Source organism: Hamadaea tsunoensis DSM 44101 (assembly GCF_000428945.1).
Taxonomy (GTDB): domain Bacteria; phylum Actinomycetota; class Actinomycetes; order Mycobacteriales; family Micromonosporaceae; genus Hamadaea; species Hamadaea tsunoensis.
In genome coordinates this window covers 256,957-280,833 of the sequence record NZ_AUAX01000007.1, presented here as the reverse complement: position 1 = coordinate 280,833, position 23,877 = coordinate 256,957, and the positions used below count along the sequence as shown (strand labels likewise).

At 72.3% G+C, this 23,877-nt stretch carries 27 protein-coding genes; 4 read left to right on the top strand and 23 right to left on the bottom strand.

Features of this window, described 5'->3' with window-relative positions; genetic code table 11:
• From G401_RS0115645 to G401_RS0115590, 12 genes are all read right to left on the bottom strand, one after another.
• Positions 1 to 792, bottom strand: coding sequence for an amino acid ABC transporter ATP-binding protein (locus G401_RS0115645; protein WP_027343242.1), 792 nt, complete (start codon positions 790 to 792; stop codon positions 1 to 3).
• Positions 789 to 1,712 (bottom strand): amino acid ABC transporter permease, encoded by a 924-nt coding sequence (locus G401_RS0115640; protein WP_245601729.1) that lies wholly within the window; start codon positions 1,710 to 1,712, stop codon positions 789 to 791. Before G401_RS0115640 ends, G401_RS0115645 begins: the two co-directional genes overlap by 4 nt.
• Complete coding sequence (locus tag G401_RS0115635; RefSeq protein WP_027343240.1) at positions 1,709 to 2,830, bottom strand: LLM class flavin-dependent oxidoreductase; 1,122 nt, start codon at positions 2,828 to 2,830, stop codon at positions 1,709 to 1,711. The genes G401_RS0115640 and G401_RS0115635 overlap by 4 nt, the downstream gene beginning before the upstream one ends.
• Positions 2,830 to 3,906, bottom strand: a complete 1,077-nt coding sequence (locus G401_RS0115630) for an LLM class flavin-dependent oxidoreductase (RefSeq protein WP_027343239.1) — start codon at positions 3,904 to 3,906, stop codon at positions 2,830 to 2,832. Before G401_RS0115630 ends, G401_RS0115635 begins: the two co-directional genes overlap by 1 nt.
• Positions 3,903 to 5,507 (bottom strand): nickel ABC transporter ATP-binding protein NikE, encoded by a 1,605-nt coding sequence (nikE, locus tag G401_RS45980; RefSeq protein ID WP_034591744.1) that lies wholly within the window; start codon positions 5,505 to 5,507, stop codon positions 3,903 to 3,905. Before nikE ends, G401_RS0115630 begins: the two co-directional genes overlap by 4 nt.
• Entirely contained in the window at positions 5,504 to 6,418 is a 915-nt protein-coding gene (locus G401_RS0115620; RefSeq protein WP_027343238.1) for an ABC transporter permease, read from the bottom strand. The genes nikE and G401_RS0115620 overlap by 4 nt, the downstream gene beginning before the upstream one ends.
• Positions 6,415 to 7,350 carry an ABC transporter permease gene (locus G401_RS0115615; protein WP_034591742.1) on the bottom strand — a complete coding sequence of 312 codons (936 nt, stop codon included), beginning with the start codon at positions 7,348 to 7,350 and terminating at the stop codon, positions 6,415 to 6,417. The genes G401_RS0115620 and G401_RS0115615 overlap by 4 nt, the downstream gene beginning before the upstream one ends.
• Positions 7,347 to 8,966: an ABC transporter substrate-binding protein gene (locus tag G401_RS0115610; protein ID WP_027343236.1), complete on the bottom strand. Its 1,620-nt coding sequence runs from the start codon at positions 8,964 to 8,966 to the stop codon at positions 7,347 to 7,349. Before G401_RS0115610 ends, G401_RS0115615 begins: the two co-directional genes overlap by 4 nt.
• A gap of 465 nt (positions 8,967 to 9,431) precedes the next feature.
• Positions 9,432 to 10,037, bottom strand: a complete 606-nt coding sequence (locus G401_RS0115605) for a hypothetical protein (RefSeq protein WP_027343235.1) — start codon at positions 10,035 to 10,037, stop codon at positions 9,432 to 9,434.
• Complete coding sequence (locus G401_RS45975; RefSeq protein ID WP_084557231.1) at positions 10,034 to 10,666, bottom strand: RNA polymerase sigma factor; 633 nt, start codon at positions 10,664 to 10,666, stop codon at positions 10,034 to 10,036. The genes G401_RS0115605 and G401_RS45975 overlap by 4 nt, the downstream gene beginning before the upstream one ends.
• Positions 10,667 to 10,715: 49 nt before the next feature.
• Positions 10,716 to 12,041 carry a HAMP domain-containing sensor histidine kinase gene (locus G401_RS45970; protein ID WP_034591740.1) on the bottom strand — a complete coding sequence of 442 codons (1,326 nt, stop codon included), beginning with the start codon at positions 12,039 to 12,041 and terminating at the stop codon, positions 10,716 to 10,718.
• A 2-nt stretch (positions 12,042 to 12,043) separates the two neighbouring features.
• A complete protein-coding gene (locus tag G401_RS0115590; protein WP_027343234.1) occupies positions 12,044 to 12,724 on the bottom strand; it encodes a response regulator transcription factor in 681 nt (226 codons plus the stop codon).
• Between the two features lie 98 nt (positions 12,725 to 12,822).
• Here G401_RS0115590 and G401_RS0115585 point away from each other — a divergent pair, with 98 nt between their 5' ends.
• Together G401_RS0115585 and G401_RS57100 are read left to right on the top strand one after the other, a co-directional pair.
• Positions 12,823 to 13,617, top strand: coding sequence for a Clp protease N-terminal domain-containing protein (locus G401_RS0115585; protein ID WP_027343233.1), 795 nt, complete (start codon positions 12,823 to 12,825; stop codon positions 13,615 to 13,617).
• A gap of 305 nt (positions 13,618 to 13,922) precedes the next feature.
• Complete coding sequence (locus G401_RS57100) at positions 13,923 to 14,459, top strand: septum formation initiator (RefSeq protein WP_211240748.1); 537 nt, start codon at positions 13,923 to 13,925, stop codon at positions 14,457 to 14,459.
• 7 nt (positions 14,460 to 14,466) lie between these two features.
• On the opposite strand, the gene G401_RS0115575 is transcribed toward G401_RS57100, so the two are convergent.
• The 4 genes from G401_RS0115575 to G401_RS0115560 all read right to left on the bottom strand — a co-directional run bounded on the left by G401_RS0115575 (position 14,467) and on the right by G401_RS0115560 (position 18,557).
• Entirely contained in the window at positions 14,467 to 15,231 is a 765-nt protein-coding gene (locus G401_RS0115575; RefSeq protein WP_027343231.1) for an FAD:protein FMN transferase, read from the bottom strand.
• A gap of 34 nt (positions 15,232 to 15,265) precedes the next feature.
• Positions 15,266 to 15,820, bottom strand: a complete 555-nt coding sequence (locus G401_RS0115570) for an FMN-binding protein (RefSeq protein ID WP_027343230.1) — start codon at positions 15,818 to 15,820, stop codon at positions 15,266 to 15,268.
• A gap of 45 nt (positions 15,821 to 15,865) precedes the next feature.
• Positions 15,866 to 17,437, bottom strand: coding sequence for a ferredoxin reductase family protein (locus tag G401_RS0115565; protein ID WP_084557229.1), 1,572 nt, complete (start codon positions 17,435 to 17,437; stop codon positions 15,866 to 15,868).
• A gap of 109 nt (positions 17,438 to 17,546) precedes the next feature.
• Positions 17,547 to 18,557, bottom strand: a complete 1,011-nt coding sequence (locus tag G401_RS0115560) for an aldo/keto reductase (protein WP_027343228.1) — start codon at positions 18,555 to 18,557, stop codon at positions 17,547 to 17,549.
• Between the two features lie 83 nt (positions 18,558 to 18,640).
• On the opposite strand from G401_RS0115560, the gene G401_RS0115555 reads away from it, so the two are divergent.
• Positions 18,641 to 19,003 carry a MerR family transcriptional regulator gene (locus tag G401_RS0115555; RefSeq protein ID WP_027343227.1) on the top strand — a complete coding sequence of 121 codons (363 nt, stop codon included), beginning with the start codon at positions 18,641 to 18,643 and terminating at the stop codon, positions 19,001 to 19,003.
• A gap of 59 nt (positions 19,004 to 19,062) precedes the next feature.
• Positions 19,063 to 19,602 carry a GNAT family N-acetyltransferase gene (locus G401_RS0115550; RefSeq protein ID WP_027343226.1) on the top strand — a complete coding sequence of 180 codons (540 nt, stop codon included), beginning with the start codon at positions 19,063 to 19,065 and terminating at the stop codon, positions 19,600 to 19,602.
• A 190-nt stretch (positions 19,603 to 19,792) separates the two neighbouring features.
• Here G401_RS0115550 and G401_RS58325 read toward each other — a convergent pair whose 3' ends face one another.
• From G401_RS58325 to G401_RS0115515, 7 genes are all read right to left on the bottom strand, one after another.
• Complete coding sequence (locus G401_RS58325) at positions 19,793 to 19,921, bottom strand: hypothetical protein (RefSeq protein WP_281174183.1); 129 nt, start codon at positions 19,919 to 19,921, stop codon at positions 19,793 to 19,795.
• Positions 19,918 to 20,349 carry a hypothetical protein gene (locus G401_RS45965; RefSeq protein ID WP_051366702.1) on the bottom strand — a complete coding sequence of 144 codons (432 nt, stop codon included), beginning with the start codon at positions 20,347 to 20,349 and terminating at the stop codon, positions 19,918 to 19,920. The genes G401_RS58325 and G401_RS45965 overlap by 4 nt, the downstream gene beginning before the upstream one ends.
• Before the next feature lie 57 nt (positions 20,350 to 20,406).
• The gene (locus tag G401_RS45960; RefSeq protein ID WP_051366701.1) at positions 20,407 to 20,961 is read right to left on the bottom strand and encodes a histidine phosphatase family protein; all 555 of its coding nucleotides are present in this window, start codon (positions 20,959 to 20,961) and stop codon (positions 20,407 to 20,409) included.
• Positions 20,962 to 21,008: 47 nt separating this feature from the next.
• Entirely contained in the window at positions 21,009 to 21,500 is a 492-nt protein-coding gene (locus tag G401_RS0115530) for an NUDIX domain-containing protein (RefSeq protein WP_027343225.1), read from the bottom strand.
• A 29-nt stretch (positions 21,501 to 21,529) separates the two neighbouring features.
• On the bottom strand, positions 21,530 to 22,240 hold the full coding sequence (locus G401_RS45955) for a GNAT family N-acetyltransferase (protein WP_051366700.1): 711 nt from the start codon (positions 22,238 to 22,240) through the stop codon (positions 21,530 to 21,532).
• Positions 22,241 to 22,330: 90 nt separating this feature from the next.
• The gene (locus G401_RS0115520; RefSeq protein ID WP_027343224.1) at positions 22,331 to 22,720 is read right to left on the bottom strand and encodes a VOC family protein; all 390 of its coding nucleotides are present in this window, start codon (positions 22,718 to 22,720) and stop codon (positions 22,331 to 22,333) included.
• Positions 22,721 to 22,796: 76 nt separating this feature from the next.
• Positions 22,797 to 23,840: a proline racemase family protein gene (locus tag G401_RS0115515; RefSeq protein WP_245601728.1), complete on the bottom strand. Its 1,044-nt coding sequence runs from the start codon at positions 23,838 to 23,840 to the stop codon at positions 22,797 to 22,799.
• Positions 23,841 to 23,877: the final 37 nt, after the last annotated feature.

Genomic DNA, 23,877 nt, shown 5'->3' with positions numbered 1-23,877 from the left:
TCAGACGAGGACTTTGGCGAGGAAGGCGCGGGTACGTTCGTGCCGGGGCGCGTCGAGGACCTCTCCCGGCGGGCCGTGTTCGAGGATCCGGCCGCCGTCGAGGAACACCACCGTGTCGGCCACCTCGCGGGCGAAGCCGATCTCGTGGGTGACGACGACCATCGTGGTGCCCGCGTCGGCCAGTGACCGGATCACGTCGAGCACCTCCCCCACCAGCTCGGGGTCGAGCGCGGAGGTCGGCTCGTCGAACAGCACCACCGCCGGGTCGACCGCGAGCGCCCGGGCGATGGCGACGCGCTGCTGCTGGCCGCCGGACAGGTGGCGCGGGTAGGCGTCCTCCTTGTCGGCCAGCCCGACCCGGTCGAGCAGCCGCCGCGCGGTCGCGTACGCCTCCGCCTTCGGGCGGCCGAGCGCCGACAGGGGCGCCTCGGCGACGTTCTCGATCGCGGTCAGGTGCGGGAACAGGTGGAAGTTCTGGAACACGAACCCGATGCGTACGCGCTGCTTGAGGATCTGCCGCTCGCTCAGTTCGTGCAGCCGGTCGCCGACCCGGCGGTAGCCGATGAGGTCGCCGTCGACGCTGATGAAGCCGCGGTCCACCTTCTCCAGGTGGTTGATCGCGCGCAGCAGCGTGGACTTGCCCGAGCCGGACGGGCCGAGGATCGCCGTCACGCTCCCGGCCGGCAGGGTCAGGTCGATCCCGCGCAGGACGTCGTTCTTCCCGTACGCCTTGTGCACGTCCCGGATCTCCACGACGGCACCCCGGGCGGCCTGGCCCGGCCCGGTGCTCATCGCGTCGCTCCCCGGCCGAACCGCTTCTCCACGCGGTGCTGAACGAGCGAGAGCAGGGCGGTGAGGATCGCGTACCAGACGGTGGCGACCATGAGCAGCGGCACGACCCGGCCGGTCCGCCCGTAGACGACCTGTACCTGGTAGAACAGCTCGCCGATGGCCAGCACGTACACCACCGACGTGCTCTTGAGCAGGTTGATGAGCTCGTTGGCGGCGCTCGGCAGGATGGCGCGCATCGCCTGCGGCAGCAGGATCCGGCGGAACTGCCGGCCGCGGGGCAGCCCGAGGGCGGCGGCCGCTTCGCGCTGCCCGGCGTCGACCGACAGCATGCCGGCCCGCACGATCTCCGCGGCGTACGCGGCCTCGTGCAGGCTGAGGCCCAGCAGCGCCGCGCCGAGGGAGCTGACCAGGTGCAGCGTCTGGAACTCGTGGAAGCCCGGGCCGAACGGCACGCCGACCTGCAGCGTGCGGTAGAGGTAGCCGAGGTTCGCCCAGAACAGCAGCTGGACCAGCAGCGGCACCGACCGGAACACCCAGACGTAGCCCCAGCTGACCGCCTTGAGGACCGGGTTGTGCGCGAGCCGCAGGGCCGCGAGCACCACACCGCCCGCGAAGCCGAGGACCGCGCCCGCGAAGGTCAGTTCGAGGGTGATCAGCAGGGCGTCCATGATGGACTTCTCGAAGAAGTACCCGGCGAACGTCTGCCACTCCCAGCCCGGATTGGTGGCCAGGCCGTGCACGAACTGGGCGAGCAGGACGAGGACGGCGGCCCCGGCGACCCAGCGCCAGGGATGCCGGGCGGGCACCACGACGAGCCGCTCCGGCGCCTCGGCGGCGGCCGGCAGGCTGGGTGCGGTGTCGAACGGCGGCGCCTCGGCCAGCGGCGACGGCAGCGCCCACGCCTGTTCCGGGGCGCTCACCCGTACCACTCCTTGGCGAGCAGTTCGAACGAACGCACCCGCGCCCCGTGGTCGTGGGTCGCGGTGGTGACGATCAGCTCGTCGGCGCCGGTCACGCGCTGCAGGGTGGACAGGCGCTCGGCCACCGTCGCCGGCGCTCCCACGAACTGCGTCCGCACCCGGTCGGCCACCAGCGCCCGGTCCTCGTCCGTCCACTCGTGCGCCGCCGAGGTCGCCGCCGTCGGGAACGGGACCGCGCCGCCGCCCGCGCGGATGCTGCGTACCCAGAGGCCGTAGGGTTCGGCCAGTTCGCGCGCGGCCGCGTCGTCGGGCGCCACGACCACGTCCGCGGAGACCATGACGTGCGGCTCGGCGAGGACCGCCGAGGGCTGGAACGCCGCCCGGTAGGCCTCGACCGCCTCCAGCACCGTCGCCGGTGTCACGTGGTAGTTCGCGGTGAACGGCAGCCCGAGCGCCCCGGCCACCCGCGCGCTCTGCCCGGCGCTGGAGCCCAGCAGCCACACCTGCACCGCCGCGCCCTCACCGGGCACCGCGTGCACCTCGACCCCGCCGCCGTCGAACGTCCCGGCCAGCAGGTCCAGGATCTCCTTCACCTGTACGCCGAAGTCGGCCGACTGCGCCCCGTCCTGCTGCAGCAGCCGCTCGTAGACGGCGAACCGCTCGCTCGCCAGCAGCTGCGCCGGGTTGTACGCGCCCGGCAGCAGCAGCCCGTCCACGACCCGTTCCGGCTTCGGCGGCGGCGGGCCGGCGGTCTTGGCCGCCGACAGCGCCTCGGTACGCCGCTGCCCCGACCGCCCGAGCCCGAGGTCGAACCGGCCCGGGTGCAGGGCGTCGAGCATGCCGAACTGCTCCACGATGGACAGTGCGGTCTGGTGGCCGGTCTGCACCGCCCCCGACCCGAGCCGGATCGTGGACGTGACCCCGGCCAGGTGGCCGAGCAGCAGCGCCGGCTGCGAGCTGGCCACGCCGGGCGTGAGGTGGTGCTCGGCCACCCAGAACCGGGCGTAGCCGAGCTGCTCGGCCCGCTGGACGAGGTCCGCGCTGTCGCGCAGGGCCCGGGCCGCGGTGCCGCCCTCGACGATCGGTGCGAGGTCCAGAATAGACAGTGGGACGGGCATCACGCCTCCTGCGATACGAGCGGGGGAAGGAGCGGGGAACCGAACGGGCGGCTGGGGATCCGCGTACGCAGCACGGGTGCGATCTCGCTCTGGAACAGTTCCAGCGACGCGCGGTGCTGCGCCGGGGTGAGCCCGTCGGCGTCGGCGGGCAGGTGCATCACCTCGTGGCCGAACCGCTCCCGGTAGCGCAGGATCTTCTCGGTGATCTGCTGCGGGCTGCCGACGAGCAGCGAGCTGCGCTCGATCGCGTCCTCGACCGTCGGGAACACCACCGGTACGCCGAGCCGCGCGAACGCCTTCAGCCGCGCCTCGAAGATCGGCCGGTACGCGGCCACGGCCGCCTGCGAGGTCGACGCCGCGTAGTACCCGGCGTGCCCGGCACCGACCAGCGCCTCGGCCGGATCGTGCCCGTAGTACGCCCAGCGTTCCCGGTAGTGGTCGACGAGTTCGGCGTACGGCTCGATCGGGTTGCTGACGTTGGCCGAGAACAGCGGGTCGCCGTAGAACGCCGCGAGGTCGACCGAGGCCCGGCTGGTGGCGCTGCCGTGCCAGACCCGGATCGGCTGCTGCAGCGGCCGCGGCCAGGTCTCGGCGTCGGTCAGCGCCGGGCGGAACGCCCCGTCCCAGGTGACCCGGTCCTCCCGCCAGAGCCGCCGGAACAGCTCGTACCCCTCGCGGTTGCGGTCCCACTGGTCCTGCGCGGTGACGTGGAACAGCTGCGCCTGCGCCGAGCCGTTGCCCTTGCCGATGATGAGTTCGAGGCGCCCGCCGGACAGGTGGTCGAGCGTCGCGTAGTCCTCGTAGGCGCGTACCGGGTCGAGCAGGCTGAGCGTTGTGACCGCGGTGAACAGCCGGATCCGGCTGGTCTTCGCCGCGATGTGGCTCAGCACCACCGGCGGCGAGGAGGAGATGAACGGCCGCTCGTGCCGCTCCCCCACGCCGTAGCCGTCGAATCCGAGCTCCTCGGCCAGGACCGCGTTCGCCACGACCTCCGCGAACCGCTGCGTCGTGGGCACCCGGACCCCGGTGACCGGGTCGGGCAGGTGGGTGATCAGGGTGATCAGCAGAACCTTCATGACGGCACCTCCTCCAGCGCGGGCGCCTTCGCCCAGGAGGGCACGGCCGCCAGCAGTTCCTTCGTGTACGCGTGCCGGGGCGCTGTGAACACGTCGTGCACCGGTCCCTGCTCGACGACGGCCCCTTCGTGCAGGACGAGGACCCGGTCGGCGAGGTGGTGCACGACGCCGAGGTCGTGCGAGATGAACAGCAGCGCCGTCCCGTCGGCCGCCCGCAGGTCGGCCAGCAGGTCGAGGACCTGGGCCTGCACCGACACGTCGAGGGCGGACACCGGCTCGTCGCAGATGACCAGCGCCGGTCGCGGAGCCAGCGCCCGGGCGATCGCCACCCGCTGGCGCTGCCCGCCGGACAGGGTCACCGGCCGCCGGTCGCGTACCGACGACGGCAGGCCGACCCGGTCCAGCAGCTCGCGTACGCGTTCCCGGACGGGTTCGCCGGGCGGCACGGCCTCGGCGACGATCCGCTCGACGGTGTACCGGGGGTCGAAGGAGGCCAGCGGGTCCTGGGCGATGAACTGCAGGCCGCGGCGGTCCGGCCGCCGGTCGCGTTCGCGGACGCCGGCCCAGTCGCGGCCGGCGAAGGTGACCGTGCCGGCGTCCGGCGCCACGGTGCCGAAGAGGATGGCGGCGACGGTGGACTTGCCGGAACCGGACTCGCCGACCAGGCCCAGGGTTTCGCCGCGGCCGATCGTGAACGAGACGTCCCGGACGACCTCGTGCTGTCCGTAGCGTTTGGACAGTCCGGCGGCGGTGATCACCGGCGTGGCCGGGTCCGGGGTGTGCGCGGGCACCGGCTGGGCGTCCACCGACAGCCGCAGGCCCCGCGTCGCCGCTGAGGGGACGGCCGCGATCAGCCGCCGCGTGTACGCGTCGCGGGGATCGCCGAGCACCTCGCCCGGCGTACCCTGCTCGACGACCACGCCGTCCTTCAGGACGAGGATGCGGTCGGCCAGCCGGGCGACGACCGAAAGATCGTGGCTGATCAGCAGCAGCGCCGCGCCGGCCGCCCGCTTCTCGTCGAGCAGCCGCAGGATCTGGGCCTGCACCGTCACGTCGAGCGCGGTCGTCGGCTCGTCGGCGATGAGCAGCCGCGGCCCGCCGGCGACCGCCGACGCGATCAGCGCCCGCTGGCGCAGGCCGCCCGACAGCTCGTGCGGGTACTGCCGCGCCCGGCGTTCCGGCTCCGGCACGTGCACGTCGTCGAGCAGGCCCCGAATCCGGGCGGCCCGGTCGCGGCGATCGCCGATCCGGTGCGTGCCCAGCACTTCGCCGATCTCGTCGCCGACCCGGCGCAGCGGATCGAGGGAGCCGAGGGCGTCCTGCAGGACCAGGCCGGCGAACGCCCCCCGGATCCGCCGCCAGTCGCGTTCGGCGAACCGGGACGCGTCCCGGCCGTCGACCTCGAACTTCGCCGCGCGTACGCGGGACCGGGGACCGGCGAGACCGACCAGCGAGCGGGCGGTGACGCTCTTGCCCGAGCCGGACTCGCCGACGACGGCGACGCACTCTCCCGGGTGGACGGTGAGGTCGATGCCCCGCACGACCTCGGCGGCGCCGAAGTCGACGCGCAGATCCTCGACGGCGATCAACGGAGTACTCATGCCCGCCGCCCTTCGAAGAAGCGCTGGAGCCGCCGGCCGAGCACGGTGGCCGACAGAATGGTGGCGGTGACGGCGAGACCGGGGAACACCGGCGCCCACCAGGCCGCGTGCAGGTACGCACGCCCGTCGGCGAGCATCGCGCCCCACTCCGGCGCCGGCGGCTGCGCGCCGAGTCCGAGGAAGCTCAGCCCGGCCGCGATGAGGACCGCCTCGCCGAGCCCGATGACGGCGAGCACCGGGACCGGCCCGAGCACGTTCGGCACGACGTGCCGCAGAGCCAGCCGCCCGCGTCCCGCCCCGAACGCCACCGCGTGCGTCACGTACGCCGCCCGCCGCACCACGAACGTCTGCGCCCGCACGACCCGGGCGTAGTGCGGCGTCATCGCGATGCCGATGGCCACGACGAGGCTGCCGGGCCCGGTGCCGGCGATCGCGATGATCAGCAGCGCCAGGAGCATCAGCGGGAACGCCGACACCGCGTCGAGTCCGCGGCTCAGCGCCTCGTCGGCGTACCGGTGGGCGAGGCCGGCCGTCACCCCGAGCAGGACGCCGAACACGACCGCGACCAGCGTGGCACCGACGGCGATGCCGAGCGACTGCCGCGCCCCGAAGACGACCCGGTCGAGGACGTCCCGGCCGAGGTAGTCGGTGCCGAACCAGTGCGCGCCGCTGGGCGCGGCCAGCGCGTTCAGCGGATCGGCCCGCAGCGGGTCGCCGGCCAGGAGCCCGGGCGCGACGACGGCGACCACCAGCGCCCCGACGTAGAGGGACGCGAGGACGAGACCGGGCCGCGCCGCCCACCGCCGGCCCGCTCGGGTCGCTTGTGGACGATCGGCGACGGGCTCGGCCTGGACCGGCTGCGCTTGTGCCGCCTGCGCTTGTGTCGACTGGGGGGACGCGATCGACGTCATGCCGCCACCGCCGTCCGCAGGCGCGGATCCACCACCGCGTACAGCGTGTCGGCGAGCGTGCTCACCGCGACAAAGACGGCCGCAGACAGCATCACCACGGCCAGGACGACAGGGAGGTCCTGGCTCGTGACGGCGGTGACCGCGATCTGCCCGAGCCCCGGCCGCCCGAACACCTGCTCCACGATCACCGCGCCGCCGAGCAGCCCGCCGAACACCCAGCCGGCGAGCGTCACCACCGGCAGCAGGGCGTGCCGCAGCGCATGCCGCGCCACCACGGCCCGCTCCCGCAGCCCCCGCGCCCGCGCCGTCACCGCGAACGGCTCGTCGAGCGCGCGCTCCAGGCCCTCCCGCAGCACCTGGGTCAGCAGTCCCGCGATCGGCAGCGCCAGCGTCACCGCCGGCAGCACCAGCGCCGCGATCCCCCGGTCCCCCGCCACGGGGAACAGGCCCCACCGGAACGAGAACACGTTCAGCAGCACCATCCCCACCAGGAACCCGGGCGTGGACACGAACGCCAGCTCCACCGTGCCGCTCACCCGCCGCGCCCAGGCCCCGCGCCCCGTCGTCACCAGGGCCAGGACCACACTCAGCAGTACGCCGAGAGTGGCGGCCGCGACCGCCAGCTGGACGGTCGACCCCAGCTGCGCGCCGAGCACCTCGGAAACGGGCCGCTGCAGCAGGTACGACCGGCCGAGGTCGCCCCGCACGAGCCGCCCGAGATAGGCCGCGTACTGCACCAGGGGCGAGCGGTCGAGGTCCCATTCCCGCGCGATCTGCGCCCGGATCTCGGGGCTGTCGGCGCCGTCCCCGATGATCGTGTCGACCGTCGAGCCGGGCGCGGCCAGCAGCGCGAGGTAGGTCGCCGTCGCGGCCACCCACAGCACCACGACCGCGGTCCCGACCCGCCGAGCGAGCACTCGAAGGACGCTCACTTCGCGACCCAGAGCCCATAGGCGCTGGCCGGTACGCCGGCCGCCACCTCGAACCCGGTGCCGCCGACCGAGTCGGTCGCGGCGACCTGGTCCTGCGGCGCGTACAGGGGCAGGATGACGGCCTGGTCGACGACCGTGAGCTTCTGCACCTGCGCGTACACGGCGGTGCGCTTCGCGAGATCGGTCGAGGACTGGCCGTCGACCAGCAGCTGGTCCAGGTGCGGATCCTTGTACTGGCCGCGGTTGATCGCACCCGACGAGGCGAGCAGCAGGTTCAGCGCCGTGCCCGCGTCGGTGTCCAGGCGGGAGTTGTCGAACACCTCGTACTGGTTGGTCTGCAGAGCCTGGTTCGCGGTCGCCTGGTCCACCAGCGACACCTTCAGGTCGATCCCGGCGCTCTGCTTCACGGCCGCCTGCACCGCCTGCGCCAGGATGTCGCGCCGGTCGCGGACGAACGGGGCCGACTGGACGAGGCGTACGGTCAGGCGCTGGCCGTTCTTGGTACGGAAGCCGTCCGCATCGCGCTGCGTCCAGCCGGCCTCGTCGAGCAGCTTGTTCGCCGCCGCCGCGTCATTCCCGTACGCCTTCTCCAGCGACTTGTCGTAGAACGGGCTCGCCGGCCCGACGACGCTCCACGCCCGGGTGGCCGTCCCCCGGTAGACGCTCTTGAGCACCGTGTCCACGTCGACCGCGTCCTGGAACGCCCGGCGTACGCGGATGTCGTCGAACGGCGCGTGCGTGACGTTGAGGTAGTACGAGTACGCGGTGCCCGCGTTGAGCTGCCGGTTCAGGGCCAGATGCGAGTTGGCGGAGATCAGGTCCTGGTCGGTCGCGGGTACGCCCTCGACGACCTGCGCCTGGCCGGAGGTCAGCGCACCGACGCGGACCGACGACTCCTTGAGGAACCGGTAGGTGACCTCGTCGAGATAGGCCGGGCCCTGGTGCTTCGCGGTCGCCGGCGCCCAGTTGTAAGCGGGATTGCGGTGGTAGTGCACCTCCTGGCCCGGCTGGTAGCGGTCGAGGACGAACGGTCCGGTGCCGACCACGTCGACCCCGCCGGCCTTCAGGTTCTTGGCCTCCCGCAACGACTTCGGCGAGATCTGGCCGCCCTGCGGCGAGGCGAAGAAGTCGAGCACCAGCACGTCCGGCGCCTTGAGGTGCACCACGATCGTCTGCGGGTCGACGACCTGCGCGTCCTTGAAGTTGCGCAGCTGGACCGCGGTGACCGACGGGGCGTACCCGGTCACGAACAGCTGGTCCAGGTTGGCCTTCACGGCGTTCGCGTCGAACTTCTCCCCGTCGGCGAACGTGACCCCCGTCCGCAGGTGGAACGTGTACGCGAGCCCGTCGGCCGCCACGTCGTACCCGGTGGCGAGCCAGGGCACGTAGCCGCCCTTGTCGTCGTGCGCGATCAGCGCGTCGAACGAGTTCCACACGAGCAGCCGCGCCTTGGCCTGCGCGTACAGATGAGGGTTGAACGTGATCGGCTCGGTCTCGACGGCGAACGTCAACGAGCCGCCACTGACCGGCGTCCCGGCGCCCGGCGCGGCGGGCGCGGGGCTGGAGCAGCCCGCGACCAGCAGGGCGAGCGCGAGGAGAACGCGGGTACGCGACATCGACAACTCCTGTCCACAAAGGGAGTCACAAAGGGGAGTTCACACAGGAAAGTCGTACTGAGGGTGCGGCGAAGCGCGCGCCGCCACGATGCGGCGCGCAGGGTGGAACGCTTACGGGAGAAGCGAAACGACCGGGACGGTCGGCGCGGGCGCCGGTGCCGAGGTCAGGCCGGACAGGAGCTCGACCACACCCGGCCGAAGTCGATGTGGGAGCGCGTGATCAGACGCAGCTCGCGAAACATGCCCCTAGTCAATCCGGATACGTGCAGGGGCGTCAATCCGACGGTCTACTATCCCACATTCAACCAATGAACCATTGTGCATATCCTACTTCACCCGTAGGATTTAAGGGTTTTCCGGAATCACCTTCGGCCGGCAGCACGGGCGCGCCCCTGAGATCCGGGTGGACCTCAGGGGCGCGCATCGAGCACAGACGATGGTATGGGCAGCCTCAGCGGGGCGGCCTCAGTGGACGTCCTCGGCGCGCGGCGTGGGTTCGCCGATGCAGGACGGAAGCTGGTGGACCACCATCGGGCGGACCAGCGTCACACGGTCCCCCGGCTTCTGGTGGATCGCGTACCCGAAGACGAGGATGTCGCCGGGCGGGATCTCCCACGGCCGCACGACGATGCCGACGCCGTCCTCGCGCGGGCGGTAATCCACCGGCAGCCGCACACCCGGCGTGGGCCGCGGCGTCGGGCAGTCGGCCTGCGACACCATCCTCATCACGACCGTACGCGCTCCCGCCCGGGCCAGATCGCGGTTGAGCCGGCCGGGATCGCCCAGCCGGGCGGCGTCGAACGAGACGGCCACCGTTCCGTCCGACTGCTTCTCCACGGCGTAGGCAGCCGACCAGGGCGCGCTGACGAACAGGACGGCGACGGCAGCGGCGACGGCGGTACCGGCGGCGGCCCACCGGCGACGGGGCGAACGCAGCCAGGACCGGCGGGCGGGCTCGGCGGCGATCTCGGTGAGCAGGGCCGGATCGGGCACCGCGGACGGTACGCCGGGATCAAGGTCCGCGGCGGGATCGGCGGCCCGGAGACGGGCCAGGGCGGTGGACTGGTTCATGACGGACTCCCCTGGGGAACGGTCGTGGCGAGGGCGACCGGGGCCGCCGCTGATTCGGTGGCGGCCAGGCGTTGCGCGAAGCGGCGCCGGGCGCGATGGAGGCGTACCTTGAGCGCCGTCCGGCTGCAGCCGAGCACCAGCGCCGCCTCGGTCACGTCCAGCCCCTCCCATTCGGTCAACCGGAGGACCTCCTGGTCGGCCGGGGACAGCTCGGCGAGCACCGCCCGGACGCGTACGCGCTCGTCGACCTCGGTGGCGTGGTCGTCGACGTGGGCCGGGGCCGCAGCCGACGCGCGGGCCGAGAGCCGGTCGCGACGCGTACGCGCGCGCAGTTCGTTGGCGATGACGAGCCGGGCGGTGGCGAACAGCCAGGCCCGCGGGTGGTCGGCGGGTATCTCGGACAGCCGGCGCCAGGCGACGAGGAACGTGCCGGCGACGACGTCACCGGCCGTGTCGGCACCGACCCGGCGGGCCGCGAAGCGCGTCAGCTCCGCGTAGTGCGCGCGGTAGAGCTCCTCGAAGCGGAGGCGCTCAGCGGTGACCGGTTCGGCACTGATCGGTTCGGCGGGTTCGGCTCGGGGGCGTTCGCCGCTGACGGGTGCAGCATCAGCCGCGTCTTCATCGTTCATATCAGCGACATGTCCGGCAGCGGCCGCGCGGTTACCGCCGCCCGGGCGCTCATTGTCTGCGGTGCCGGCCGCCGACGTCGCGGCGCAGCTGCTGGGCCGCGGACGGGCCAAGCGCCACGACGACGGTCAGGCCGCCGCCGGGCGTCCGTTCCAGATGCATCGCCCCACCGGACGCCGCCGCGGTGCGGTGCACGATGTCCAGGCCGAGGCCGGTCGAGCCGCCGGAGCTGCGGCCCCGGCCCGGCTGCCAGTCCGGACCCAGCCCCGGGCCGCGGTCCGCCACGACCAGCGTCGCGCCGCCGGAGTCCGCGTCCCGGTCGAGGGTGACCAGCAGCGGCGTACCGTCGGGGGTGTAGGCGAAGATGTTGCCCAGCAACGCATCCACGCACGTCGCCAGGCTGTCGCCGTCCAGCCCCACCACCAGCGGTACGCCGGGCAGGCTCACCTCGAACGGGCGCTCCTCCTCGTCGGCGAGCGGCGACCAGAACTCGGCGCGCTCACGGACCACTGTCGCGGCGTCGCAGACCCGGGCGGTGATCGGCACCGGCGGGCGGCGCGCGAGCCGGATGACCTCGTCGACGGCCCGGCCGAGCGCGTCGACGTCGGCCGCGAGCACGGCCCGCTCCGCGGGATCGGACAGCCCGTCGACGTCGATGCGCAGCGCGGTCAACGGCGTACGCAGCCGGTGCGACAGGTCCGCGACGGCCTCCCGCTCGTGCGCGAGCAGGCCGCCGATCCGCTGCGCGAGACGGTTGAGGCCGGCGGCGAGCTGGCGTACCTCACGGGAACCGGTCACCTCCGCGCGGGCGGCCAGATCGCCGGTAGCCAGCTGCTCGGCGAGCACGGCGACGCTGCTCAGCGGGCGGATCATGCTGCGCGCGAGCCGGTCGGCGACGATCATGCTGACCAGCAGTACGCCGCCCCCGAGCAACGCCAGCGTCAGCCACGCGCTGCCGACCCCCTCGGTCAGCTCGTCGTCGGTGACCTCGGTGCGGATCACGGCCACGCCGTCCGACCGCCCCGCCACCGCGACCAGCACTTCCTTGCCGCCCGGCAGGTCGGCGCTGAGGCTCTGGCCGGCCTGCGCCTCGCCGACCGCCGCCGACCGGGGCGCGGGCGCGCCGACCTGCGTACCGTCGGGCAGGAACACCGTCATCCGGTGCGCGGCCCCCGCGTTGGCCTGGTCGACCGTGCGGCGCAACTGCTCCGGGTCGGTGCCGGCGACGGCGGGCACGAGCGCCTGCGCCTCCATCGAGGCCGCGCTGACGGCCCGGTCGGCGGCGGTCGTGCGTACCAGGAGAGCGAGCGGGACCAGGAAACCGGCCAGGACCAGCGCGCTGGTGGCGACGACCAGGAGGATGACGCGGGCGCGCACGGCTAAGCCGGCTCGGCGAGACGGACCCCGACGCCGCGCACGGTATGCAGGTAGCGCGGCGCGCGGGCGTCCTCGCCCAGCTTGCGCCGCAGCCACGACACGTGCACGTCGAGGGTCTTGTCGGTGCTCGCGAAGGGCTGATGCCACACCTCCGCGAGCAGCTCGCGCTTGCTGACCACCTCACCCGGCCGCCGCATCAGGTACGCGAGCAGGTCGAACTCGCGCGGCGACAGCTCGACGCGCGCCCCGGCCAGGCTGACCTCCCTGGTCGCGGGGTCGAGCCGCAGCTCGCCGACGACGATCGGCTCCCGCGCCCGCCCGGTGTCGCCGCGGCGCAGCACGGCGCGGATGCGCGCCTCCAGGTGGACCGCGCCGAAGGGTTTGTGCACGAAGTCGTCGGCCCCCAGGTCGAGCGCGTCCACAATGGCCTGCTCGCCGTCGCGCGCGGTCGCCACGATCACCGGCACGGCACTCACCGACCGCAGCATCCGCAGCACCTGGTGCCCGTCGACGTCGGGCAGGCCCAGGTCGAGCACGACGAGATCGGGCCGGTCGTCGAGGACCAGCTGCAGGGCGGCCAGCCCCGACGGGGTGCTGCTGACGGTGTGGCCGCGCTCGGTGAGGGCCCGGATCAGGGCACGGCGGATCTCGGCGTCATCCTCGACCAGCAACAACCGCGCCACGGCGAACACCCTAGTGGCCGAGCGCGGTTTGTACGAGAGTGGTGAGGGACCTTCACATCCCGCCTTCCGCCGACGGTGACCATCCCGGGGAGAATCCGATGAACAAGCCAGCCCCTCCGCGGTGGACCGACCGGGCCCGCCGTGTCGCCGACGCCGCCGCACAGCACGCGGCCGAACTGGGCCATGATCAGATCTCGCCGGAGCACTACCTCATCGCCCTACTCGACGGCGTGTCGCCGGAAGAAGGCTGGTTCGGCATCGTCGGGCAGGTGCTGGCGAACCTGCGCATCCCCGTGGCCGACCTGCGCTCCCAGACCCTGGCGGTCCTCCAGCGGGGTGGGACGCCGGACTCCTCGCTCGGACGCGTACTGCGTGCCGCCGAGGTGGAGAGCCGGCTGACCGGAGGTGAGCTGCTCGGCACCGAGGATCTCCTCCTCGCCCTGGTCGTCGAGGGAACCACCCCGGCGGCACGCCTCCTCGTCGAGGCGGGCGCCCGCCCGGATCGCCTCCGCGAGGAGATCGATCGCGTGCTCAGGGTGCACGGGGGTGGAGTCGCGCCTGAGCACGAACCGGTCCATCGGACGAGCCTTCCTGATCACCTGCGCGACCTGCAGAACGAACTCGACGCGGTACGCAGGGCCAAGGAGGCGGCGATCGACAGCGGCGACTACGTGACGGCCGGCCGCCTGCGCGACGAGGAGAAGGAGGTGCTCGTACGCCGCGCGGCCGCGGTGACGGCGTGGGCTCCCACGGTGGACACGCTCCGCGTGGTCCGCGAGGTCGAGTACCTGCGAGCGGAGGTCCAGCGGCTCACGCAACTCCTGGCCGACCACGGGATCGGGGTGGACGACGAGTCGCCGGTAGCGGACGGTTGCGCTCCGGGCAGTCCATGATCAGGCACGGCGACCGTGGGCCTGGCGCGCCATCATCCTTTCCCGTGATCGAGGTGGATTTGCGGTCGTGCAGCGAAGATCGAGGTGGCCGTCCGGCTGTCCTGAGGACCAGAAATCCGCCTCGATCTTCGTGGCGCGACCACATTCCCGCCTCGATCATGAGAGCCGCACCGTGGACGAATCGGGCCGCGGCTACTTAACCGTTCCTTATCGCGCTGTACGCCCTCCCCTTATCGTGCCGTGTGGCATCATGCCCCCGTGCAGCGCGACGTTCCTGACGTGGACATCCGTCCCGGCGAGCCGACGTGACCCCTGCCCCGGGGAAGCGGACGGCCGGCCTGCGCAGGGTCGTGGCCGGCGTGTTCGCGTGGGCCGCCGGTGCCGCTGCCGCCGCCGCGGTCGGCGTACTGGCGTTGTCGCTGATCGGGGACGCGCTGGTCGATCGGGCCCTGCCGCCGTCACTCACCGTCGAGCAGGACGTGTCACCGTCCCCGCTGCCGTCACCCTCCGTCATCCTGTCACCGACTCCGTCGCCCTCGCCGTCCGCGAGCCCGTCACCGTCGGCCTCACCCTCGGTGCGGGCGAGCCGCAGTCCGTCACCCGCCGCGGCCGGCCGCATCCTGAGCACTCCCGCCGGTTCCGTCGTCGCCCGGTGTACGCCGGGCGGCGCGTACCTGGAGTCGTGGAGTCCGGCCCAGGGCTACCGGGTCGACGACGTGTGGCGCGGTCCGGCCGATCCCGCCCGGGTCGTCTTCGACCGCTGGGGCCGGCATGAGACCGTCCTCGTGCGCTGCTTCAACGGCACGCCGCAGGCGTTCTACCACTGGTCGGATTCGCGGTAGGGATCCGTCATCCCAGGACGGGCAGGCCGTCGGAGGCGTACGCGCGGCCGTCCTCGGTGATGACGGCGGACTCGTAACCGTCGAGCCTGCCGAGCCAGGCCAGTCCCGCCCGGCCCATCGCGAGGGCGGCGGTCGCGTACGCGTCGGCCAGGGCGAGGTCCGGCCCGACCACGGTCACCGAGCGCAGCTCGTGCGCGCCCTGCCCGGTGAACGGGTCGATGACGTGCAGGCCGCGCTCGTAGGTTCCGGAGGTCGCGACGGCGGTGTCGGTGACGCCGAGCACCCAGGCCAGTTTCCGCTCCTCCCAAGGATGCCGGACGCCGATCCTCCAATATGGACCGGAGTCGTCGCCGTCGTCGCCGTCGTCGCCGTCAGTGCCAGAGGGAGCGGCAGGCCGGCCGCGTACGCACACGTCGCCGCCCGCGTTGATGCAGTGGTCCAGCGCTCCGGCGGCCGCCAGCCGGTCCGACGCCGCCTGCACCGACCAGCCTTTCACGTAGCCGGACGGATCGAATCTCCCCGTCGCGTACGCGTCGAAGTAGCCGCCGGTGAACTCCCACAGCCGGGCGCACGCGTCCTGGACGTGGCGCAGGTCGTCGGACCGCTCCGATGCGGGGATCCGGTCGATCCGGCTGACCTCGCTGGCGGGCTTGTAGGTGGAGAACCGCGCGTCGACCTCCCGGAACCAGGCGAACGCGGCTTCGATCAACTCCGCGACGTCCTCCTGCGTATCAGCAGGAGATACCACGTCGATGCTGATCGCGGTGCCCATGATCTGTTCGACGCGTCGCACGCCGGGCCGCCGTTCAGGTACGCGCGGCGTCGACGGCCGCGGCGAGCGACTGCGCGTACGCCGTGCTGGTGTAGGTGGCACCGGACACAGACGCGACGGTAGCACTCTGAGCGGCCAGGACACGCGGATTCAGCTTGCCGAAGGCGTTCTGGCTGATCGACTGGGACTGGCCGGAGCACGCGCAGGTCGCGGCGGCCTGCGCGATCCGGCCGCCGGACACGGTGATGGTGACGGTGATCGACCCGAAGCGCTCGCGGACGGCCGGGCCGGTGTAGGTGCCGTCCTTGTACCGCGCGGACGGGCGGGTGGACGGGGAGGGCGCAGGGCGGGAGGCCGCGGGCTTGCTCGTGGCCGGCGGTCTGGCGGACGGAGAACCTGCCCCAGCGGCCGGGGTCCCGGTACTCGCGGGAGTCGCGGACGTGCCGGGATCGGGCGCGGTGCCCGCGTGGACGTCGTCCGCCGCCGGCGCCGCGATCTCCTGCGTGTTCGCGGCGTGCCCGAGCTTCGCCCCCACCATCAGGCCCGTGCCGAGCACGGTCGCGACGACCGCCGTCACCCCTCGTCGCATGCGCGCCTCCTCTGGCTGGGGACCCCGGGCCGATACCGGCCCGGGTCAGAACTCGAACGGGTCGAGGTGGATCTGCCGTCTGCGGACGCGCAGCTTGCGCAATGTCTTGCGGGCCGCCTCCACCAGGCCCGGCGGCCCGCACAGGAACACGTCCCGGTGCGCGACGTCGGGCACGAGCTCGCGCAGCCCGCGCGGCGTGAACAGGTGGCGCGGCCCCGGGTCGTCGCGTCCCCCGAGCACATAGCAGATGTACGCGCCGCGATGCGTGGCCAGCCAGTCGAACTCGTCCCGGAAGAGGACCTCGGCCGCGGAGGCCGCCCGGTAGATCATGATCGTGCCGCGGGGCAGATCCTCCAGCAGCGCCCGGATCGGCGCGACACCGCTGCCGCCCGCGATCAGCAGGGCCCGCCGCCGCACGCTGCGGTCCGCGGTGAACACTCCGGACGGGCCTTCGGCCAGGACGCGTACGCCGGACCGCAGCGCTTGAAGGTCCCGCGTGTGGTCGCCGACGACCTTGACGGTCAGCCGGAGCCAGCGCGCGTGGGGGGCCGCGGAGAGCGAGAAGGGATGGGCCTGCCACCAGCCGCGGCGGGTGAGGAACCGCCAGCGGAAGTACTGCCCGGCGCGGGCCGGGAGCCGGTCGAGCGCCCGGCCGCCGATGTAGATCGACATCATGCCCGGCGTGTCGCCCTCGCTCACCACGTCGACCACGCGCAGCCGGTGCCGCACGTTCAGCACGAGCGGCGCCACGACACGGCCCCACACCAGGCAGCCGAGGACGAACGCGTACAGGCCGCGCCAGTACCACGGGGCGAATCCGTCGCCCATGAACTGCTGCCCGGCCGTGAACTGGTGGAAGTACCCGAGCACCACCACCGCGTACGCGGACAGGTGCAGGTAGTACCAGGCTTCGTAGGACAATCGCCGGCGCAGCGACCGCAGCGCGAGGACGGCCACGCCGACGAGGATCAGCGTGCCGATCGAGGCGAACACCATGTCCCGGTACGCGGTGGCCATGTTCCACAGTTCCGGCAGGATGGGCTCGCCGAGCTGGAGGGCGTACCCGGTGACGGAGGCGGCGACGTGCCCGAGCACGGCCAGCAGGACGTAGACGCCCAGTTCGCGGTGCCAGGCCAGCAGGGCGTGCGCGCCGATCCAGCGTTCGAGCCAGCCGACCCGGCTCATCAGGAGCAGTTGCAGCAGCAGGACGAAGCCGCCGAGCAGGCCGGTGATGCGGCCGACCGCCAGCCACACGTCCGCCGGCGCGGCGAGCGATCCGGCCGGCGTGTCCAGCCACCAGAGTTCCAGGCTGGTCGCGAGCGCGAACCAGCACAGGATCACGAAGAGCGTACGCCCGGCGCGGTCGGACTCGGCGGCGTCCTTCCACGGCGCGACCGCCTGCGCGGGCTGAGCTGCCTGTAGGGGCTGGGCCGCCGGGCCCGCCGGGACGTACTCGAAGTGCCCGTCGCGCCAGTACGCGTCGCGGCTGCGATCGGTCGGTTCCGTCCATTGTGGAGAGGCAAGCAGCGCGGTCCACTCGTCGAGCGGATCGTCGCCCACGGAACGGGCGCGGCGGGCCACCGTGGGTCCGCCGCGCCGGAGTCCGTCGCGTCTCATCGTGTCCGTGGTACCAACAGGTTCGGCGTGTCCACAATGAGCGGCGCGAGTCTTGTGGCTGCCTTAACCTTCCCTTGACCCGGGACTCGCCCGCCCCTGGGACATGGGCTCACTCGGCGGCGAACCCGCCGCGGAGCTCCGCGAGCACGTCCTCGACCGCCGCGAACTCCTCCTTGCTCAGCGGCCCGAGCTCCAGGGCGCCCGCGTTCTGCTCGACCTGCTGCACGGACCGGAAGCCCGGGATCGGGATCGCCGTCTCGCTGCGCGCCCACAGCCACGCCAGCGCGCCCTGGGCCGGCGTACGCCCACCGGTCGCAAAGATCTCGCGCAGCCGTTCGACGCGGGCGACCCACTCGGGCGCCCCGGCACCGGCCTGGAAGTACGTCATCCAGGGCACGTCCATCGCGCGGATGTCGTTGGCGGCGACGGCGCGGCCGTCGGCGTACTTCCCGCTCAGCAGACCCATCGCGAGCGGGCCGCGGATGATGCCCGCGAGGCCGAGGCGCTCGCTGGTCTCGACCATCGCGGGCCGGTCGGCGAGCACGGACATGTCGTACTGCACGGCCACGCAGTGCGGCCCCGCCTCGGCGAAGGCGGCGGCGCGCTCGGGGTCGTCGGTGCTCCAGCCGTAGCCGCGCAGCTTGCCCTCGGCGACGAGCTCCTCCAGCGGCTCGATGAATTCCAGCGCCTGCGGGATCGCCATGTCGCCGATGTGCAGCTGGTAGACGTCGACGTAGTCGGTACCGAGCCGCCGCAGCGACCCCTCCAGGCACGACCGCAGGTACGGGACGCTGTCGTCCATCCCCAGCGCGGTCCGGCTCGCCTCGTCGAACGTGTAGCCCCACTTGCTCGCCACCACGACATCGGCCCGAACGCCGCCCAGCGCCTGCCCGAGGACGACCTCGCTGTGCCCGGCGCCGTAGCTGCTGGCCGTGTCGAAGAAGGTGACGCCGAGTTCCAGCGCCCGGCGTACGCCCCGGATCGACTCGGCGTCGTCCACGTCGCCCCAGCCGTAGTGGGAGGTGCCGTCGCTGTACGGGCCGCCGATCGCCCAGCAGCCCATGCCGAGCGCGCTGATCTCGACGCCGGACCGGCCCAGCGTGCGCTTCGTCGTTTCCATCCTGAAAATCCCTCCGTGGTCGGTGTTCCGGCCCAGGATTCAACCTGGAGCGCGCTCCAGGTCAAGCCGCTATCTTTGGCACGGTGAGCACCTACACCCCCTCCGGCGCCGCGACCCGTAGCGGCTTCAGCCTCGACACTCTGCGCTACTACGAGCGCATCGGCCTGCTGAGCGGGGTCGTGCGCAGCTCGTCCGGCCACCGCGTCTTCACCGACGGCGACCTCGAGTGGCTCGGCGTCCTGCGCTGCCTGCGCGACACCGGCATGCCCATCAGCGACATGCAGCGGTACGCCGAACTCGCCCGGGACGGCGAGCAGACGCTGACCGAACGGCTGAATCTGTTGCGGGAGCACGCGAAGGCGGTCGAGGAGCACCTGGCGCTGCTCGCCGACCAGTACCGCCACCTGCAGGCGAAGATCGGCTGGTACGAAGGCCAGCTGCCCTGACGCCCCGCGTGGTGATCATCACGTAGCCCCGGCGGCCCGCCCACTGCCAAGATCGCGTCATGTCGGCCAGCAGCAGAACCGGTGAGACCCTGTACTACCTGGAGGTCCGCTCCCCCGAGGCCGTACGCGCCTCGCGCCGCCTCCCGGCCGATGTGACCATCGTGGAGCAGACCGATCCCCGCGTCGTCCGCGACACCACCGTGGCGATCGGCGCCCCCTGGGACTGGCCGACGGGTCACTGGACCGACCCACAATGGGCCGAGTACGCGACCCGCGCCGACACCCGCCATTGGACCCTGCACCGCGGCGGGGTCCTCCACGGCCGCACGGGCACCGCGATCGGGCTGGCGTCGCTGCGGTTCGCCGTGGACGAGGCCGGCGCCGACGAGGTCGAGCTGGAGACCTTCGGCCTGGTCCCGGCCCATGTCGGCGGCGGGGTCGGCGGCCCGTTCCTGGTCGAGGCGGCCCGGATCGCGTTCCGCGAGGCGCCCGCCGCGACCCGGTTGTGGCTGCACACGTCGAGCGCCGACCACCCGTACGCGCTGGAGAACTACCTGCGCCGCGGCTTCGACCTCTACCAGACCATGCCAACCCGATGACCGGACCTGCGGTGTGACCGTGCCGTACGCTCGCGCCGCCTGCTGAGCCGCTTCCCGCGCCCCGGAGTCCGGTGGCCGGGGCTGCTGCCGTTCGCAAGCGCGCTGATCATCAGCGTGTTGGGTGCGGCCACCAGGTACCAGGCGGTATCCGCCTTGACCTGAGGCACACCGCACGCCGGCAGCAGACAGCTCAGGCTTCCTGTGCCATCGCTCGCACGCAGAGAACGCCGCCAAGCAGACGATCGACTTGCCCGCTGGTCAAGCCCGTCATAATCTCCACCCGCGACGGCCGGTCGGCGAGGATCTCCTGTGTGGTCACGAGCCCACCGGCCGTTGCGTCCACTCAGGACGAGTCGCTGGCCGATCACGGCACCACCGGCGACTCCATCGAAGATCATTGAACGAATAACGCTCTTGACCCGCCGTCAAGCGGTTCAGGATGGTCCGGGCCAACGCGGCAAGCTCGCTGCGCAGTCCATCGTCGGCCTGCCCGCCGAGGACGTCTTCGAGACGCATGGCCAGCTCGGGGAGCCCGAGTTCGGAGACCACCGCCGCGAGGCGCCGATTCGCGCTGTGTGCCGGCAGGCTCCGAGCCGACTCGGAGGCGAGCGCCGTCACGGCTTCGCCGTCGACGCCGGCCACCAGCAGATCGCAGGCCAGCATCACCGCGTAGTGCGGCTCGGCGTGGTCGAGCAGCGCCCGGGCCTGTTCAGTCCGAAGCCGGCGAAGAAGGTCGTCATTCACCATCGGGCTTGGACCTCCAAATAGGTGTGCTCGACGAGCCGGTCACTCAACAGCCGACATTCACAGCAGGTGGTCGGTATGGGCGATCTCCACCACCGTCAGCGCCTTGAATGTCGTGATGGCGCACGACGGAACGCCCTCGTACAGCAATGACGCCGGCAATGCTTGGTCGCCCAGCAGCGTACGCAGTAGATCGACGGTGACGCCGCCATGCGACACCGCTGCCACGGGGCCGGGCTGATCTGCTACCTCTCGCAAGAATTCGGCCATTCGGGAGCCCGCCTGCCGCGACGAGTCACCCGCTCGTGGCACGAAGTCGCGATCGTGCACGCAGCGGGTCCAGTCGGCCATGAACTCCTCCAGCGGCTGAGTGCCGTCCCAGTTCATGCGTTCGCGCAGCCGTTCATCGGGGCGAACCGTCAACCCGTGCAGCGCGGCGATCGGCTCGGCGGTCTGCCACGCGCGACGCATGGGACTGCTGTAGACGGCGCGCAAGCCCAACCGGCCCAGCCATTGGCCCGTCCTTGCGGCCTGCCGCTCACCGGTGTCGGTCAGGCCCGGGTCGCCTGGCTCGGGTTGCTTGTGCGCGTGCTGCACCAGGTAGACCAGGGCCATCCCGACAGTTTCGCCGAACGTCGGCTGTCCGACGATCGAATAACCCTCTACGAGCTGATAGCTATGGGGCTGGCGGGTACTCCGTCCAACAACAGCGCGCGCAGAAGAGCGGGGAACCCTGGTGGTGCGAACACGGCGGGCCCGGAATACTCGTGCAGCTCGCTCAGACTCCACCAGCGAAATCCCATGAGGCACTCCTGAGCCAGCTGTTCGTCGGTCATCGAGCCGCGAGGATCGAATGCACTGGTGCGCACCAGGAAGTAGTCGTTGCGAACGCCGTCGAAGCCGTTGTCGCGGTGCGGCCAGCGGACCTGTTGATGCCATACCTGCGGCGGATCGGCGGTCAGGTGAAGCCCTACCTCCTCATCCAACTCCCGCTGCAACGCGGTCATCCTGTCCTCGCCGGGTTCCACTCCGCCGCCTGGAACGGTCCAAACGACGACGTCGCGGCCCGACTCCGCAAACTCCAGCCGGCATAGCAGCACACGGTCTTCTTCATCTACCAGGATGGCGCGGACCGCCGGTCGGAATCGGGCCATGGCGGTGACCCTCACTCTCGCCTCGACACTCACGGGTTCGGGGGAATGTGGACCCGCGCCATCGAGATCGGCCTGCGCAGCCGGAACCCGAGCCGCTCGTAGAGCGCGATCGCTTCGACGTTGTCGCCTTCGACGTGAAGGAACACGGCGTCGCCACGCTCGTGGATGCCGGCGACGAGCGCGAGGACCAGCCGGGTGGCGAGACCCTGACGGCGGTACGCGGGGTCGGTGCACACGGCGCTGAGCTCGGACCAGCCGGCCGGACGCAGCCGTTCACCGGCCATCGCAACCAGCGCACCGCCGCGGCGGAATCCCAGGTAGGTGCCGGTTTCCAGGGTGCGGGGCGGGAACCGGCGCCCGTTGCGGTGGCGGGCGACGAACTCGACGATCTCGGGCACGTCAGCCGGTCCCAGTCGCACGGCCTCAGCGTCGAACCGCGGTCGGACGCGGTCCTCGACGAGCTGAAGCCCTTGGCCGACGGAGCTGAGCAGCCAGTCGGCCGGCGGCGCCACCACGACCCCGACTCCCACCTGCTCCGGTCCGGCCCACGCGGCCGCTTCGGCCCAATCATCTGCTGTGGCCGGGTATGGGATCGCGACGAACTTCAGGACGTCGGGCGGGTAGCGCATGACTCTGCCACGCACTTCGGCCAGATGGGCGTGCGGTCCGGTGAGCGCGGACCGCACGGGATCGTCGAGCGGATGACTGGTGGCGTTCACGCCAGTGTCAGCCTCACCCATGCACCCACGATAAGCGGACCGAGCATGCACCCGTGGTGTCGGCGATCTCAGCCGGCCGCAGCGCCTGACGGTGCCGCCGGTCGACAGGCCTCAGAGACCGTGGGCCGTGGGATGCGCCGGCTGGTAGATCCCCATGGGCGACCCGCTGGGCAGCCGGATCTCCGCGACGACGCCCCACCGCTCGCGGCGCGGCTCGCCGTTCACCTCGACCCCGCGCGCGGCGAGCCCGCTCAGCGTCACGTCGAGGTCGTCGCACATCAGGAACAGCTCGTGATGCGCCGCGGGCCCGTCGGTGGCGGGCTCAGGCGCGGCAGGCTCGGCCGGCGTCTCGGGATGCACCGCGATCTCGCCGGGCGGAGACTTGAAGATGAGCCAGCCGCCGCCGGCGTCGACGCTGTCGAGGCTGAGCACGTCGCGCAGGAAGACGCGGTCCGCCTCGGCGTCGGAGCTGAACAGAATCGTGTGCACCCCATTGATCACCGCGTGATGGTACGCCGCCACCACCCGTCCAGGCAGGCGCACCGCGCCAAGGCCCGCCGTGTGGGCAGGGTCGACCTCAGCGCAGGAGGAAGCCACGGCCGACGGGGTCGCGCGGATCGAGCGTGAACCGGTGCTCCCCGGTCCGGTACGCCATCCCCTCGACCTCCGGCAGTACGGCCGGGCGTCCCTCGACCTCGGTCGTTCCGGCGACCCTGGCCGTGAACGTGGAACCCACGATCGAGTCGTGCCGCAGCACCCGGCCCGAGCCTGCCTCATGGCTCCCGTGGACGGGGCCGAGCCGGCCGTCGGCGGCGAGCAGCGCGACCCGGGCGGCCGTTCCGGAGCCGCACGGCGACCGGTCCACCTCGCCGTCCGCGAAGATCGTCACGTTGCGCTGGTGCGGGTTGCCGCCGACCCCGCCGAGGTCCGTGTCGCCGAGGTCGTCGTACAGGATGGTGCCGTAGATCCCGGACAGCCGGTCGTCGCTCGGGTGGCGCGCGACCTCCGAGTCCGCCAGCGCGTTCTTGACCTCCCGCCCGGCCGCGATCAGCGCGTCGTGGTGCTCGGCGCTGACGGTCAGCCCGAACGCCTTCGCCGGAACGCTGGCGTAGATGGCCCCGCCGTAGGCGACGTCGACCAGGACGGTCCCGCGTGCCGTGCGTACGGGGACGTCGCGACCGAGCACATAGGACGCGACGCTCACGAACGTCACCGACTCGATCACTCCGCCCCGGCAGGCCACCCGCGCGGTCACCCGACCGGAGGGAACGTCGATCACCACGTCCGTCGTACCGTCGGGCGCCGCGGGTACCAGCCCCGACTCCACCGCCCACGCGCCGAGCGCGATGGTGCCGTGCCCGCAGGCCGTCGAGAACCCGTCCTTGTGCCAGAAGAGCACGCCCAGATGCGCGCCGTCGTCATCCGGGGGCACCGGGAAACATCCGTACATGTCCGAGTGCCCGCGAGGCTCGTGACACACGAACCGGCGTACGGCGTCGACGGTCCGGCTGTTACGCGCGTACTCGCGGCGGTCACGGACAGTGGCACCACGAATCTCGGGTACGCCGGACGTCGCGATCCGGAACGGTTCGCCGCCGGTGTGGTAGTCGATCGTCGTCACGAGCACACCCGCGATTCTGCCCGACGCCGGGGCCGTC

Bases quoted from the DNA above. Each gene is read 5' to 3' on its own strand.
- G401_RS0115645 (WP_027343242.1), bottom strand. From the start codon at position 792: ATGAGCACCGGGCCGGGCCAGGCCGCCCGGGGTGCCGTCGTGGAGATC.
- G401_RS0115635 (WP_027343240.1), bottom strand. From the start codon at position 2,830: ATGCCCGTCCCACTGTCTATTCTGGACCTCGCACCGATCGTCGAGGGC.
- G401_RS0115530 (WP_027343225.1), bottom strand. From the start codon at position 21,500: ATGGCCCGATTCCGACCGGCGGTCCGCGCCATCCTGGTAGATGAAGAA.
- G401_RS0115575 (WP_027343231.1), bottom strand. From the start codon at position 15,231: ATGGGCACCGCGATCAGCATCGACGTGGTATCTCCTGCTGATACGCAG.
- G401_RS0115605 (WP_027343235.1), bottom strand. From the start codon at position 10,037: ATGAACCAGTCCACCGCCCTGGCCCGTCTCCGGGCCGCCGATCCCGCC.
- G401_RS45955 (WP_051366700.1), bottom strand. From the start codon at position 22,240: ATGGGTGAGGCTGACACTGGCGTGAACGCCACCAGTCATCCGCTCGAC.
- G401_RS0115630 (WP_027343239.1), bottom strand. From the start codon at position 3,906: ATGAAGGTTCTGCTGATCACCCTGATCACCCACCTGCCCGACCCGGTC.
- G401_RS45960 (WP_051366701.1), bottom strand. From the start codon at position 20,961: ATGGCCCTGGTCTACCTGGTGCAGCACGCGCACAAGCAACCCGAGCCA.
- G401_RS0115620 (WP_027343238.1), bottom strand. From the start codon at position 6,418: ATGACGTCGATCGCGTCCCCCCAGTCGACACAAGCGCAGGCGGCACAA.
- G401_RS0115565 (WP_084557229.1), bottom strand. From the start codon at position 17,437: ATGAGACGCGACGGACTCCGGCGCGGCGGACCCACGGTGGCCCGCCGC.
- G401_RS0115610 (WP_027343236.1), bottom strand. From the start codon at position 8,966: ATGTCGCGTACCCGCGTTCTCCTCGCGCTCGCCCTGCTGGTCGCGGGC.
- nikE (WP_034591744.1), bottom strand. From the start codon at position 5,507: ATGAGTACTCCGTTGATCGCCGTCGAGGATCTGCGCGTCGACTTCGGC.
- G401_RS0115570 (WP_027343230.1), bottom strand. From the start codon at position 15,820: ATGCGACGAGGGGTGACGGCGGTCGTCGCGACCGTGCTCGGCACGGGC.
- G401_RS45975 (WP_084557231.1), bottom strand. From the start codon at position 10,666: ATGAACGATGAAGACGCGGCTGATGCTGCACCCGTCAGCGGCGAACGC.
- G401_RS0115560 (WP_027343228.1), bottom strand. From the start codon at position 18,557: ATGGAAACGACGAAGCGCACGCTGGGCCGGTCCGGCGTCGAGATCAGC.
- G401_RS45965 (WP_051366702.1), bottom strand. From the start codon at position 20,349: ATGGTGAATGACGACCTTCTTCGCCGGCTTCGGACTGAACAGGCCCGG.
- G401_RS0115585 (WP_027343233.1), top strand. From the start codon at position 12,823: ATGAACAAGCCAGCCCCTCCGCGGTGGACCGACCGGGCCCGCCGTGTC.
- G401_RS0115550 (WP_027343226.1), top strand. From the start codon at position 19,063: ATGTCGGCCAGCAGCAGAACCGGTGAGACCCTGTACTACCTGGAGGTC.